The following is a 14731-nucleotide window of genomic DNA, read 5'->3' as shown; positions in this document are numbered from 1 at the left end:
TTGGCATCTTCAGTATATCTCCCGGAATCGGCTATTTCTCTGCCAATCTTGACATATACCAATCCAATCTTGTGAGGTTCTAGCGATATGATCTACCCTCAGGAGCTTCGCGAGCATACGGAAATCCAAGAAAAGGATCATCCCTTCCACTTCTTCTTCAACGAACATCCGGCCGCCAAATCCGGCGGGATGATCCTGCATCTGCACTGGCATGAGCATTTCGAGATCATCGTCATGCAGCAGGGCCGCGCCATCTTCCATATCGACAGCCGGCCCTACGACGCTCAGCCTGGAGATGTGCTGCTCGTCCCGGGCGGAGGCTTGCATGTCGGCTACAGTGCCTGCGAGGGCGAGCTCGCCTATTTGTCCATCGTGTTCAACCGGTCCTTGTTCCAGAGCTGGGCGCATGATCCGGTACACCGCAGCTATATCCTCCCCTATCTCGAAGGCAGCCTCGCGCTGCCTGTGAAGCCGTCGCTGACAGAACCTGCTTGCACCGGTTTGTCCGCCCTGCTGGAGGAAGCCGCTAGCGAGTTCAAGGCCAAGCGTCCCGCCTATCAGCTGATCATCGCATCCCAGCTTCATATGCTGCTGACCCTGCTGGCCAGAACCTACCTGCCCCAGCAGACGCCGATTACGCCTAGCAAGGCCTTGACACAGCATCGCGACCGCTTCAAGTCGCTGATCCGGCATATCGAGGCTACCCTCTCAGACAAACATACGGTAGCCGAAGCCGCCAGGCATATGAACCTGAACCCCTATCATTTTTGCAAATTGTTCAAAAAACTAACGGGCCAGACGTTTATCGAGTATGTGAACGTCTGCCGCGTCCGCGAGGCCGAGCGCCTGCTGCTGGAGTCGGATCTCTCCATTACCGAGATCGCCGGCCGGATCGGGTGCGACAATCCCAATTCCTTGACGAAGCTATTCAAACAGCATAAAGGCATGACGCCGTCTCAGTTCCGGAAGCGAGGCTTCTCCCAGCTATAAATCTCCTTAAGGCCGGGTGCTGCCCCGCTCCAGGATCACCTGGCTTTACCGGTTCCACCGGAACCAACTAACCGGCTTGGTTTGCATCTTGGGATGAAACATTTTGTACAGGAAATGCTTCTTCTGCTGCTTCTGCTCCAAAATCTGCTTGACTCCATCTATAAGCAGCCTGGATCTGATCTCATCCTCATAGCTCAATTGACGAAGCTCTTGATAAAATTGCTCACTCACACGGTCTATCGTCTTCATGATCTTCCTCAGGCCCTCCATTCTATGTAAAGTTGATCGTTCCAAGAACGGCACCCCATAAGCCGGGTTCCACGCTCTCTGATTATTCCTGCAGCAACGCCTTGAACGCTCCGAGCAGCACACAAGCAAACAAAATAATACCCACGATCATCCACAAAGGATTCAGACTATTGATCACCAAAAATCCCCCTTAACTAGTTCGACCTAGTCCCATTACGCTGAAGGTTTGTCTCGGATGTCATCTAGGACTTTTATCCCACATTGATTTCATTATATCAACTCCGTCTCACAAAAATCTCAAAAATCGACAATGGATGTTCGCTGAAACAAGAAAATTTCAACTTGTTCATGATTTATTCAATTTTATAGCTATATCAAATTACCCATTTATCATTGGGGGATGGGTAATTAAACCCACTCGGAAACACGCTTTGATGGCCGTCTCGGTTACAGAAAAAAACCTTGACCGGCATGAAGACGATCAAGGTTCAAATGATTTATTCGACACTGGGTAACCCCACCTAAAAGAAACCTTGAAAGGCACGAAGTCAATCAAGATTAAGAGAGTATTAAATATAGTAGCCTTCACCAACTTGCCACAATAAAAACTCAATTTTTTCGACAAGTTCATCTCTATTTTTTGTATCAAATGAAACCAAGGGGTTTCTCCAATCGTGATTTTTAATTAATTCAAGCCCGTAAGAACCATTAGGATCACTCTCAGGATACCACCCTACATCTAATAGAATATTATATTTAATATGTTTGATTTGAAGTAAATCCTCAGTAAAATTACGCCATTTCTCTTCTTCATCCTTTAAGTGCGAAGGATCAAGCTCAACTAGTGAGTTATAACTGATCTCCCAACTTGATGGAATTCTTAAAGGAAGCAGTTTGAATTTTGGTGGAATTGATTGATTTTTCATACTTCACCTACTTTTAAATTATCTTGGCTTTCTGCTCCGCAGCGATAATGCCTTTGGTCGCATACTTGCCTCCGTACTTGAGTCCGAGAATCGACATCAGGCTGATATTCTACCGTACCTAAGAATCTCAGGTAATTCGATTGAATTGTAGCTTCAACAATTTCCCCAGTATACTTAAAGTTATAAAGTAAAACTACTGCATTAATATCATTTAGCAATTCTTCATGCACTAGCATATCAAATCTCGGGACAATTTCATCATCATAAGAGAACCCTTCAAGTAATTGATTCAGGTCAGTACTCGCCTCTTCATAATGTTCTGCTTCTCTTACCGCATCATCATATCTACGAATTTCAAAGTGTTTAGCAAATATAGATGGAATAAAATCTCCTTCATCTGAATAAGAAACAGCAAGTAATCTATCCAGTTCCTCGGAAGATTGAACTCTCCCTACCCACAGAGATACGAATCCTTCCTTTTCCATGTTAAGCCTCCTCTAGGGTTTTGATCCATCAGGCAGAGTACCTATCCCACCTTCAAATCTATAGTTCGCCCAAATTTGTAATCTTCTTTTAAACATATCATAATCTGCGAGAAAGCGAACATAGCAAAAAAACATATTAATCATGGTGACATCTGACCATAATTGACCTGCTTCGCGTATCGGAATAGCTTTATTTAGGTTACAGAATTAAAGCATTTGATGTACATATAAACGAAATGACGAAATCTTCATACGGGCATTACATGGGTTATATGTGCTATTTGTTGAATGATGGGTTCATTCGGCACTGGGTGGGAGGTCTACTTCATAAACCGCCGTATTCATACCAAAGAACGAAAAAATGTTGATAGTCCTTTAGAAGATTACTTGTTCCCAATCAGTCTCACATTTTTTTTCGTATGTTATAAAACCTTGGGTCTGTCAAATATTTTGTGTAAACTCGAATATAGCGAATCTCCCCCGAGGGGGAGATTGACCCTCACGGCAGATGCTGGCCGATTCGTTCTGGAAAGAAAACGGAGAGTTGAAGAAGCATTTGTCCCCAGTTTTGGACACGGCCTGTCCATTTACGGGTGACGTCCATGGTGACGAGATAGAGCATTTTCAGCAGCGCTTCATCGCTTGGGAAGATGCTCTTTCCTTTGGTCACTTTGCGAAGCTGACGGTGGTAGCTCTCGATCATGTTCGTGGTGTAAATGAGCTTGCGCAGCTCAGGTGGGTATTTGAAGAACGTGGCCAACTCGTCCCAGTTGCTTCGCCAGGAGCGAATAATGAGCGGGTATTTAGCTCCCCAAGCTTCTTCGAAGCGATCGAGCTCCACAAGCGCCATTTCCTCGGTTGCTGCCTTATAGATCGGCTTCAGATCGGCCGTCACTTTCTTAAGATCCTTGTAAGAGACGTAGCGCGTGGAGTTGCGGATCTGGTGGATCATACACTTTTGGATTTCCGTTTTGGAATAGGACGCCGTAATTGCCTGTGAGAAGCCCGTTAGGTTGTCAACACAAGTGATGAGAATGTCTTGGACGCCGCGGTTTTTGAGGTCATTCAGCACGCTGAGCCAAAACTTGGCGGACTCGTTCTCGCCGATCCACATGCCTAGAACGTCCTTGTTTCCGTCCAGATCGATGCCGATGACCATGTAGGCTGCCTTGTTCACGATCGCGCCGTCTTGTTTGACCTTAAAGTGAATGGCATCCAGAAATACGACTGCGTAAACGCCTTGCAGCGGACGATTCTGCCATTCCTTGATGAGTGGGATAATCTTGTTCGTGACGTTCGAGATCATCGTCGGAGAGACGTCGATACCGTACAATTGCTGAAGATGACCCTGGATTTCTCGCGTGCTGACGCCTTTGGCGTAAAGGGCGATGATCTGATCCTCAATACCGGTCACGCTGGATTGATGTTTCTTTACTACGATCGGTTCGAACTCGCTGAGACGGTCCCTCGGCACCGTAATCTCCTGCTCGCCGTATTCGCTGGTGATCTGCTTCTTGCTCTTTCCGTTGCGGCTGTTGCTCGTCTTCTTATTCTGCACGTCATGCTTCGCATAGCCTAAATGCGTATCCATCTCCGCCTCAAGCATCTCCTGCAGCGTTTCGGCGAACAAGTCTTTCAACGCATTCTGAGCGTCCTGAGCGGTGACAAGCTTGTTCTCCTTGATGAATGCGCGAAGTTGTTCCTTTGTCCATAAACCCATGTGTGCTCCCAACCTTTCTGTTACTTTCATTTTAGCAGGTTTGAGAGTTTACACATTTTATTTTACAGACTCCCACAACACGGACGGCAAGCTCGCATTGTGGCGTGGTTAATATGGTTACACAGAATTATTGATAGACACCAAAAATCTGGACAAACCTCTACTCTTCTACTTCACTTGTTTTTAAGAAATCTTCTTCTTCATAAGGATAATTCAGTAGTTCTAGATTTTCTTTAGTCATATACCAGATTCGGTGTTCATCTAAATTATTATTGATGAACAAACTCCCTTTAATTCTTTTCAATAGTGGATTTGAGGAATCATCTTCAACAACCAAATCCTGTTCGTTCAATCGCAATAATTTTCCAATAAATTCAAGGAATTTTAACCATCCGATATCAAATGTACGCGATATAAATTGAATACTAATATTAACGTTTGTATTCACACCATACGTTTCGAGATTCAGCTTGCGATAACGTTCTGTATATTCTTCCTCATCATCTAAATTAATGCTTATAGAAAAATAAGTGCAACCAATACTCAAATGTTGAGTATCAGACCAATCCTTTACTTCTGCTTCATAAATATTTAATTCCAAAACTAATACCTCACATATCATATTGTAAAGCAATTTTCTAAAAACTTCTCTAGGTAAATCAGAACCAATAGATAGCCAAAAATCCATTTTACTCAAACCTCCAATACGCTCTAGTTACTTGACGGCCTTCAATGATTAGTAGTTCATCTAAATGTTTTAAATCTTTTTGTGTTTGACTTTTTATAAATTCAATAAGTTCAGCCCTTTTTCCAACAGGGTAATCATTTAAATTTAAAACTATTCTTCTTGCTTGTTTTGTAGTTTTCTCTCTGAGAGTTCTAAAACGTTGTCTAGCTTCGTACCTAAATCAGGAGCGTAACAATCAAAAACTTGCCTATCTATTATGAAGTCTGGACTTTTTTCGGGAACGATTCCATAACCATTACCATTGTCAAACTCGTCAAGCATTATAGTGCGATATCCTTGTTCTGCAAGTACATCAGCAGATTCATTTTGTCTTTCTAATCCTCGTTCACCCTTAGCATTAGCATAGTTTCCTTCTGGTTTCCCACCCTTAGGTAAAGTAGGCTTTGTAATTATAGAATTTGGTCTGATTTTAGGTGTATATGGAATATACTTATCACCATATAGCTTATATTCAGAACTAGTTTTCCAATCTACATTTTCATCTCCATATTTTGAACGGAAATACTCATCCCATTCTGGTCCGGTTCTTGGTGTCTGTGCATCATTACCCGTCCCCTCAGCTCGACGCTCTGCTCCGCAGCGATAATGACTTTGGTCACAGCGCATACAACTTGAATCCTATCATTTCTGAATAATGTTCAAAATTAACTGGTCGCACCTTCATCGAATACGCTAACGACTGTCGCGTCCACGAGGCCGAACACCTTCTGCGGAATAAAGAAGACCTACCTATTACCAAATATAAGAGGTGACATCTCGCGATGCCACCCCTATATTCAAAAGTCTTTGTTTACAACCTTAGTTATAAGCTTTCCAAAACTTCACACCCATTATCTAGCATATTCTTAATAATCGCTTCATACTTCTCATCATCTTCAATTAACAAAGCTGTCTTTTCTGTCCTGTTATATATTGCATATCCACTTTTCACTTTGATAAGGACATGATCCTCTCTGTTAGTTGTCCAAATATACCTAAACTCTTCTAAGTTCATTGACTCCACTCCCAATTTTATTTATGTGTTCCATCAGGATAAAACCTAATCACATCATTTCTACCGGAAGGCACAATTTGCGAACTGCGTTGGGGCGAACCTACTAGTTCTAATAATTCCAATACTCTTCTGTCACCAGCACTGGCAAACGGGCTACCCGCAGGGTGAGTATGATAAATTAACATCGAGTCTTTTGTAATTGGTACACCTACTCTGTTTAGAGTGCCAGAAAATAATTTATACGTTCCACCTGCACCATTTTTACCAGTTCCTCTCTCATAAACCAAGGCAAATTCTACTCCATGCTGGTCGGTTAGTTGTCTCAACTCATTAGGCGATAGTCTTCTTGAAACGTTAATTCCTTCTTTACCTGGCAAACTAGTTACATCTGCAACAACACTTCCATCGGAAAGTATCCTTCGAGTTAACCTGCTGCCCTCTTCGGCAAGATCACCCGTTCCCTTACGCCCCAACCACCGCTCGACGCTCTGCTCCGCAGAGATAACTCCCTTGGTCGCATACTTCCCGCCGTGCTTGAGTCCAGGGATCGGCACCAGACTGAGCGCCGAACCGACTCCTTCGGCCCAACGATCAGCGGTTGACAACTGCTGGCCTGTGACTAGATTCATGCCGCTGAATGCCTGCTGGAAGCCCTTCAATGTACCGACCAGAGGTACGGCGTCGATCAGGAAGTCTCCTCCCTTGATCCATGGGGACGTGTCTCCGTCGCGGCTCAAGCCAAATGGGTCGATATAGGATACCGGATTGCCGTTTACATAGGCATACCGGTTCAAGGTTTGTCCCGCGCCGATGGTTCCCGTCACGACATCACGGTTAATGAAACGCTTGACCTCGGGGTTATAATAGCGGGCGCGCATGTAGTATAGCCCGTTATCATCAGTTTGTACACCGTCCCGGCCGTTGTATTGGAATGGATTCGGTGTACTCCCCTGCTTCTGAAGCACTTCGCCGTAAGGGCCGTACATATATCGATCCGTTACTTGCCCCGCCAAGTCGGTGAGTGCCACGGTGGTGCCACGGCGGTCATAATGATACACTCGATATTGACCTGCACTGTCTTCACGGCCGATCAGGCCGAGACCATATACATAGCGAGCCTTGACCTGGCCTTGGCCGTCTTTTTCCATCAGCAGTTGGGAAAGCACCGCATGCGGATTTACCACAAACCGTGTTGTCCCACCGTTGGTATCCAAGCTGGCAATCCGATGGTTCTCGCTGTTATAGGTGTATCGGATACCGCCTGCTTCGATCAGCCTATTGCGGGCGTCGTACACATAGGTGCCCATCGATCCAGCGAGAGGACCCAACGTCATATTGCCGTCGGCATCGTAAATCACGGCTTGTCCGTTATAAGTGGCGAGGCGATTGTCCGCCGTGTACGTCATATTGATCAAGGTACCTGCACCAAGTCCATGCAAAGCCTCAACCCCGCCGTAAACGGAGGACGTAACCGAAGCAGCCCCTGCTCTAGCTCCATACACAGCCGTGCTAACTGAATCGGAAGTCTTGAACGTCGTTAATGCGTTATTTTCCCCTACAAGATTTCCTGCCTCATCATACGTATACGTATAACGGCTGATCCATGTCCCATTCGCCAGTTTGTCGGATAATGTGGCAAGTTGCCCTGCGGCATCATAGGTTCGACTTTCCACAGAGCCGTCCGGCCTTACTGTCTGAACCAGGCGTCCGTTTGAATCGTAGGCATAGGTTGTTTTTCGATTGGCCCAATCCGTCACACTCGTCATCCGGCCTGCAGCATCGTAAACATACGATACTTGCTTGCCGTCCGGATAGGTCAAGCCGGTCAACTGGCCAACTTCATCATAGGCATAGTTGAGCGTATTGCCGTCTTCGTCCGTGTATGTCTCGACACGGTTTAGCTTGTCGAAGGTGCGAGTTAGCACTTTTCCGGAAGACGAGGTCACGGCGGTCACATTGCCGTTCGCATCATATGTGTAGGAAACTTGACCTTCGGCGTCTGTAAAGCCTGAGAGCCGATCGTTATCCATATACGTATACACAGTCTCTTGCTTTCTTCCGTTAGTTTCCTTGGAAGGCAGTCCGCTAACGTGATACTCGTATTGATGCGTGCCTCCTGCAGCATTCTGTTCCTGTACCAATCGGCCTGCCGCATCATATTGATAAGAGGTTATGTTCCTGTTAGGATCGCTAACAGAAGTCACTTGACTCCGTGCATTAAATACAGAACTGCTCATCCCTTGCTTCGCATCGGTCACGTCGGTCAAACGGCCTAACTTGTCGTAATTGAACTTAGTCGAACGGTTTAACGGATCAGTGGCCTGCTTCAGCCGGTTCAGTGCGTCAAACTGCTGACTGGCTTTTCGACCAAGCGCATCTTTTACGGCAATAGGATTGCCCGCTCCGTCAAAGGTAACGTCGTAGACACGATTGCCCAATGCATCGGTCATTGCCGTATTACGATCAAGCTGGTCATACTCATAATTGACCTTTTGGCCCAACGGATTGGCCACACTTGTCAAACGACCTTTGGCATCATAGCCGTAGACCGTTTTCTGCCCTTTGGCGTCGGTAACCTCCGTGACACGACCTTCCCGATCATAAGTGAATTTAGTTATTCGACCCAATGCATCGGTTACAGACGTCAGTTGGTTGTCTGAATCGTACTGGTACGAAGTGACATTGCCCTTGGCGTCTCTGGCTGTAAGCGGCTGCCCGGCCGGATTGTACGTATAGCTGGTTGCATAGCCTAAAGGATCGATTACACGCAGAACGCGATCATTGTTATCGTATTCGATCTTGGTCGATTTACCGCTTGCGTTCTGAATGGTGGTCACACGGCCCGCTGCATCATATGTGTATTGAACCCGATTTCCAGTCGGACCGATTATAGCTGATAACAATCCATTATTGTAATTATACTGGGTACGACCCGACGCTGCATCTACAGCTTCCGTCAATTGCCCGTTAGCATCGTAAACGTAAGTCGTCTTATTGCCTGCCGGATCGGTAATGCTCACGAGCTGCTGCTTGGCGTCGTATTCATTCACGATGCGAAGCTGATCGGGACCCGTAACCGTCAGCAGATTTTGGCGATTATCGTAGGTCATGCCTACGCTCTGACCCAGATAATCCGTTATACTTGTCAAATTGCTGCTCGTATCATACGCAAACGTATTCGACTGCCCAACCGTATCGGTCACTTTCGTACGATTGCCTTTGGAATCATACGCAAATGATGTGTGCTGACCGAGCTCGCTAACTGCCTCTACCAACTGATACTTCTCGTCGTGAATCAATTGCTTCACGTTGTTCATACGATCGGTAACGATCGTCGTTAAGGTTCCACTGTTTTCCGCATAAGCAAATCGGGTGCTCCCCTTCTCTGCCATGCCGCTTTCTTGCCCAATGACCCGGCCTTCGGCATCATAGGTGTTCACGAACAGTCGCGCGCCTTGCTCGCTGGCGGTAAGGATGCGGCCAGTTGCATCGTAGGTATAGACATACTCCAAACCTGCAGCGTCCGTGATCTTGACCAAACGCCCTCCCGAATCGTACGTAAACGAGACTTGCCGATTAAGCGGATCGCTTACCTTGGCCAAACGGCCGTTGTCGTAAGCCAGCGTCAGAGCTTTACCGGATACAGGCTCAGTGATGCCTGTCAGCATGCCGGATGTGTACGTAAGAGTAATACGCTGCCCTTGCTTGCTGCGAATCTCTTGAAGGACACCGGAAGCAGAGAAGGTGTATTCCGTTCCATTCAAGCGTTTGAGCCGGTATGACCCATCAGCTTGTTTGACGATCTGGTCCTGTCGAACAGAACGATCGGCAGACTCATACACGCCTGAGCCGTTGTCTTGAAAAAGATTACGTTGATTCGCGTTCCAGTGCAGCACGAGCTTGCCATTTCCCTGGTTCTCCACACGAGCCTCATAATTGTGACCCCAGCCTACGCCAAGCTTGCCTGCATCCAACAGCAGCGAATGATATTGAATGACAAAAGGCACATCTACCGCACCATGTACAGTTAACAACGTACGCTGCATCACTTGGGCGCCAGTCGCGGTATCAATTGGGTCTGCATGCAGAGATTGTGCATCCGTCTGCGAAGGATCAAGCTTACGAATTTCATTCACTGCCGCCGTTCCTGATATGGCAGTTGCTGCTTCAAAGCGGAATACATCAAATGGTCCGTATGCATCCTGTTTCGATGCTTCCTTGCTCGTCAGCACGTAACGTTCGCCGGCCGGAATGCTAAGTGTGTCCTTCCCGCTGGCTATCGTGCCGTCGGGCTTACGATAAGTGAAGCTTCCCCCAAACGTTACGGTTTGGGAAGACACGGTTATGTTGACAACCGCAAGGCTTTGCCCGCTTTCGACAGGCTTCACGGCAAGGGCTGGATTCAGTCGATCCATCGCCTGGATGGAATCATAGGGTCCGACCAAGGAAAGTGCTGCCGTGCCCGTGTTGGAAATACTCATTCGCTGCTGAGCTGCCAGCGATTGCTTCTCAGCGGCATCTCCTCTCCGATATAACGCCACGGCGCCAGAAGCATTGCTTTTTACCAGATCGTAACTGTCGCCGCTAAGCGAAAGAGTGACCGAAGAGCCCGAACTATTCGTCAGATCCATATGTGATCCGGAAGCCAAGTTTTTGCGCAGCAAAGCAGGGGCCGAACGATCGGCTACAGCAAAGATATCCTTAGGTCCGGCAACCATGGCCGGTTCCGATCCAGCGTTCGTCAGAACGATGGCGTCCCCAGGGCTTACATCCACACTGTTAACCGTGACTTGTTTCTCCCAGCCTAGAATGTTGCCGGAAGCATTCGTTTTGACATAATCGATTGTGCCCTGTATTTTGAGCGAATAAGAAAATTTACCGTTATTAACAGCACGTATGGTTTGTCCTTGCGTCAGTTCTTTGAAGAAAGTGACAGGTCCGCTTCCGCTATCCAGTTCGACCGCTTCGCGCGGGGCAGCAGCTTGGAAGGCGACCGTATCGCTGTTTGTAATTTTAATCCGTTTGTAAGGTGCTACCGTTAGTGTGGTTGGATTTCGTTTTTGACCGTAGATGGAGACGGATCCATCTGTATTATAAATGGTATAGTCAAAAATACCCGTCATTCTTACGCCTACGCTGCCACTCGTCAAATTCGTAAACCCTACCGATTGAGAAGGACTAAGGGTCTGGACCAGGTAGGCCGTTTCCGAACGATCCGTTGCCTCGAAAGCATCGTAGGAAGCCCGCACCTCAATCGGAACCGTATCGGCATTGGTCAATATGATGCGTTTATTCGCACTAACGGAAATCGTGCTAGCACTCGTTGAGCCCTGATCACTCGCTTGAACACTGCCTGTCTCGTTATATTTTACGTAGTCGAACAGCCCTGACATGCGAATAAAATAATCCTTGTTGACGATATTGCGAAGCTGAACGGTTTGGCCTGGAGCAAGTGTCTTCACATAGCTAACCGGCCGGCTCCGCTCGCTGACTTGCAGCATATCGTACGGCCCCGAGAATTCCACATTCCCTGCCTCGGTATTCATGTAAGCCGCACGTTCCCCAGCGCTTAATGTGCTGGTACCAGATCCCTTGCTATAGATTTGAATGTCTCCATCTGGTTTGTACTTAACATAGTCGAAAGTGCCATTGACCGTTAGAGTCGTTGCATTCAGACCCGTGTTAAGTATTTCAATATTCTGGCCAGGCGCAGTCGTTTTTACAAGAAGCGCAGGCTCTTGACGGGCTGTCCATGTAAAGGCATCATAGGCGCCCTTCACCTTGATTGCTGCCGTATCCGATGCGGTGATATGGGCAAAGCTACCTGCTGCAAATGAAATTGTGCCATAGGTAGTGGCTCGATCGTAAGCATCTAAGGTCTTAACCGAGCTATACTTAGCATAATCAAATTTCCCGGTTACTTTAACCATAAACAGCTTCGAAGAAGTACTCTGAGCCTGTATGGTTTGACCAGGATTCAATGTCGTTGAATAGGTAACAGGCGTCGAGCGTTCGATCACCCGAAACACATCGTAAGGTCCCGCCACCTCAATGGCTGCGCCGTCAGTACCTGCTATACCGATACGTTCACCGGCATCCAGGTCTCGACTGGCCGATGGACCTGAGGCATACGACTTAATGGGCCCATTTCCATCATACATGGAGTAGTCATGGTTTCCAGCAATTGCAATAGATGCCGTAGTGGACGTCAGATTGGTAACATCTATACTTTGACTACCACCCAAGGTCCTGACAAAGAGAGCTGGCTCGCTCCTATCGCTTAATTGAAAGGCATCATACGGACCTCTTACTAAGACTTCCGTTTGGTCAGTGTTAGTAATGATTAAGGATTCTCCAGGGCTGACGATTCTTGCAATAGTCCCCGAGTCAGCGCGACCAAAGGAAGAAATGGCACCGGTTGGCTTGTACAAGGCGTAATCGGTTTTACCGGAACGACGCACATTAAACGTACTATTGGCGATTTGCTTGGCTTTGACCGTTTGCCCGGGAGCCAGCGCTTTGACAAATGTGACGGGCGTGCTTCGATCATTAACGGCAAATGCGTCAAAGGGGCCCCACACTTCGCCAGCTTTGTCAGATGTATTCATCAGAGCTATCCGCTTCCCTGCGTCAATCAAGGAAAGACCCGAGGCGCCGCCTACCCCATAGCTCGCTAAAGTACCGTCGGACTTATATTCAGCCGTATCACCGGAGAAAGTCGAGTTAACCCTGTAAGGATTCGTCGAATGGTTGGTGATGTCTGCACTCTGGCCCGGCTGCATAACTTTAATGAACAATACAGGGTTTACACGATTGACGACCTGGAAAATATCATAAGGACCTGCTACCTCTACGTTACCGAGGCTGGCATTCGTTATCCCCACCGTTCTATCTGCAGGAGCATTTAAAAAGCCCAGTGCACGACCACGGTCAAATAGACCAATATCTCCATTTTCCGATTTCTGAATATAATCGTAGGTACCCGCCGTTTTTAAATTAACGGCCTGAGTTGATTTATTGGTCGCTTCCATGCTTCGTCCTGGACCCAATATTTGAACAAAAACCGCAGGATTCAGCCGTAAGTTGGTTTGAAACGCATCAAACGGACCACTTACGGTCATTCCCACACCAGAGCTGTTTGTGAACACCACGCGATTCTGGGGGGGAACCAAGCTGGAACCCGCTGTTTTATTTCGTTCGAAGGCGACAGACGCACCGTTTTCTTTGTATTCCGCATAGTCCGTCGACGCCGTTGTCACCAAAGAGAAGTTCCCTGAAGAGCGGTTGATGGCCTCCACCGTTTGACCTGGAATTAAGGAGGCGTAAAACGTCACCGGGTTTGTCCTTCCCCGGAATGTAAACGCATCATAAGCGCCGAATACATCGGCTGTAGTCGTTCCCGTGTTGGAGATGGCCGCACGTCTAGAAGCCCCAACCGACAACGTGGTGAGCTTGGTTCCTCGCGAATAAGACGTAATGCCATCCTTATCCTGGTACAAGGCATAGTCAAAGGTCCCGGTTAACATCAAGGAAGCGCTGGAGGTATTGAGGTTATCCGCCTCCATATGCTGCCCAGGCTGCAGCGTCTGCAGCGTCAACGCAGGAGCATTTCTTCCGCTTACGTTAAAACCGTCGCTTGGCCCCGACACTTCCATGACGGAAGTTCCGCGATTGGTGACCGCCAGGTAGCCGCCGGATGAAATCAGGCTCGACGCCGTACTCACACCTCGACCGATGGAAGCCACGGCCCCTGTCTTGGTATACTCCGCAAAATCATAAGTTCCCGAAAACGATAAGGAAAAGTTTTTCGGTGTCTTATTAAGTGCTTGTATACTTTGGCCAACACCCAAGGACCATACAAAAGACGCAGGCATTGAGCGGTCTGAGATGCGGAACCCGTCATAGGGCCCTGCTACCTCATAGGACTTCGTATCCGTATTCGTTAGTACGGCACTGTTGCCTGAAGAAACGCTCAGTGTACCGGCTGTTTTTTTACGTCCGTAAGCATAAATCGACCCGTCTGACTCATAGATGGCATTATCGTAAATGCCTCCAACCGACAGCGCAAAACTTTTACTCGACGTATTAGCGGCCTCCAAGCTTTGTCCGGGACTGAGGGTTTTATAATAAACCGCCGGAGCATTACGGCTGCTGATTTGCAAGGATTCATAAGGTCCCCACACCTCATAGGCTTTAGTGTCCCGGTTCGTTAAGGCAACTCGATTCCCTGCCGACAAGGTATGCTCACCCGCTGCACGGCGTTTGGCATATATCACGAGATCTCCCGTATTGTCATACTTGGCATAATCATTGATTCCATCGGCCCTCACGGCCCCGCTTTTGTCTGTAATATTCGTAACGTCAACACTTTGATCCGGCCAAATGGTCATTTTTCGTAAAGCTGGAGTAGGCGAATAGCCGATGTCAAAAAGGACTGGCCCACTTGTTATAGTTATGGTACTGCCTGAAGTATTGGTTATAATCAATCGATTTGTACCATTAATGCCATTGGTCTGTGCGCCTGTTGATTTGCCATAAGTATAAGAACCTCCTTCGGCCAAATACTTGGCATACTCGTGAGGCCCGCCGCTAACTTTAACTGAAGCTACGATACCACGA

The 14731-nt window shown here is 47.4% G+C and carries 10 protein-coding genes; 1 reads left to right on the top strand and 9 read right to left on the bottom strand.

Annotated features, from left to right (window positions below; genetic code table 11):
* The first annotated feature begins 87 nt into the window (after positions 1-87).
* The gene (locus WMW72_RS16155) at positions 88-990 is read left to right on the top strand and encodes a helix-turn-helix domain-containing protein (RefSeq protein ID WP_341416549.1); all 903 of its coding nucleotides are present in this window, start codon (positions 88-90) and stop codon (positions 988-990) included.
* A 45-nt stretch (positions 991-1035) separates the two neighbouring features.
* Here WMW72_RS16155 and WMW72_RS16150 read toward each other — a convergent pair whose 3' ends face one another.
* The 9 genes from WMW72_RS16150 to WMW72_RS16115 form a co-directional block, all read right to left on the bottom strand.
* Entirely contained in the window at positions 1036-1221 is a 186-nt protein-coding gene (locus WMW72_RS16150) for a hypothetical protein (protein WP_341416548.1), read from the bottom strand.
* Positions 1222-1808: 587 nt separating this feature from the next.
* Positions 1809-2165, bottom strand: coding sequence for a hypothetical protein (locus WMW72_RS16145; protein WP_341416547.1), 357 nt, complete (start codon positions 2163-2165; stop codon positions 1809-1811).
* Positions 2162-2650, bottom strand: coding sequence for an immunity 22 family protein (locus WMW72_RS16140; protein ID WP_341416546.1), 489 nt, complete (start codon positions 2648-2650; stop codon positions 2162-2164). The genes WMW72_RS16145 and WMW72_RS16140 overlap by 4 nt, the downstream gene beginning before the upstream one ends.
* Positions 2651-3149: 499 nt before the next feature.
* Positions 3150-4370, bottom strand: coding sequence for an IS256 family transposase (locus WMW72_RS16135; protein WP_341416545.1), 1221 nt, complete (start codon positions 4368-4370; stop codon positions 3150-3152).
* Positions 4371-4530: 160 nt separating this feature from the next.
* On the bottom strand, positions 4531-5058 hold the full coding sequence (locus WMW72_RS16130; protein WP_341416544.1) for a hypothetical protein: 528 nt from the start codon (positions 5056-5058) through the stop codon (positions 4531-4533).
* A 1-nt stretch (position 5059) separates the two neighbouring features.
* Positions 5060-5212, bottom strand: coding sequence for a hypothetical protein (locus WMW72_RS35600; RefSeq protein WP_423227557.1), 153 nt, complete (start codon positions 5210-5212; stop codon positions 5060-5062).
* Positions 5209-5724 (bottom strand): hypothetical protein, encoded by a 516-nt coding sequence (locus WMW72_RS16125; RefSeq protein ID WP_341416543.1) that lies wholly within the window; start codon positions 5722-5724, stop codon positions 5209-5211. The genes WMW72_RS35600 and WMW72_RS16125 overlap by 4 nt, the downstream gene beginning before the upstream one ends.
* A gap of 196 nt (positions 5725-5920) precedes the next feature.
* A complete protein-coding gene (locus tag WMW72_RS16120) occupies positions 5921-6112 on the bottom strand; it encodes a hypothetical protein (RefSeq protein ID WP_341416542.1) in 192 nt (63 codons plus the stop codon).
* A gap of 17 nt (positions 6113-6129) precedes the next feature.
* Positions 6130-14502 carry an RHS repeat-associated core domain-containing protein gene (locus WMW72_RS16115; RefSeq protein ID WP_341416541.1) on the bottom strand — a complete coding sequence of 2791 codons (8373 nt, stop codon included), beginning with the start codon at positions 14500-14502 and terminating at the stop codon, positions 6130-6132.
* Between the last annotated feature and the right edge of the window lie 229 nt (positions 14503-14731).

Source organism: Paenibacillus filicis, assembly GCF_038070315.1.
In the GTDB taxonomy this organism is placed as follows: domain Bacteria; phylum Bacillota; class Bacilli; order Paenibacillales; family NBRC-103111; genus Paenibacillus_G; species Paenibacillus_G filicis.
This window is presented reverse-complemented; position numbering and strand designations above follow the sequence as displayed.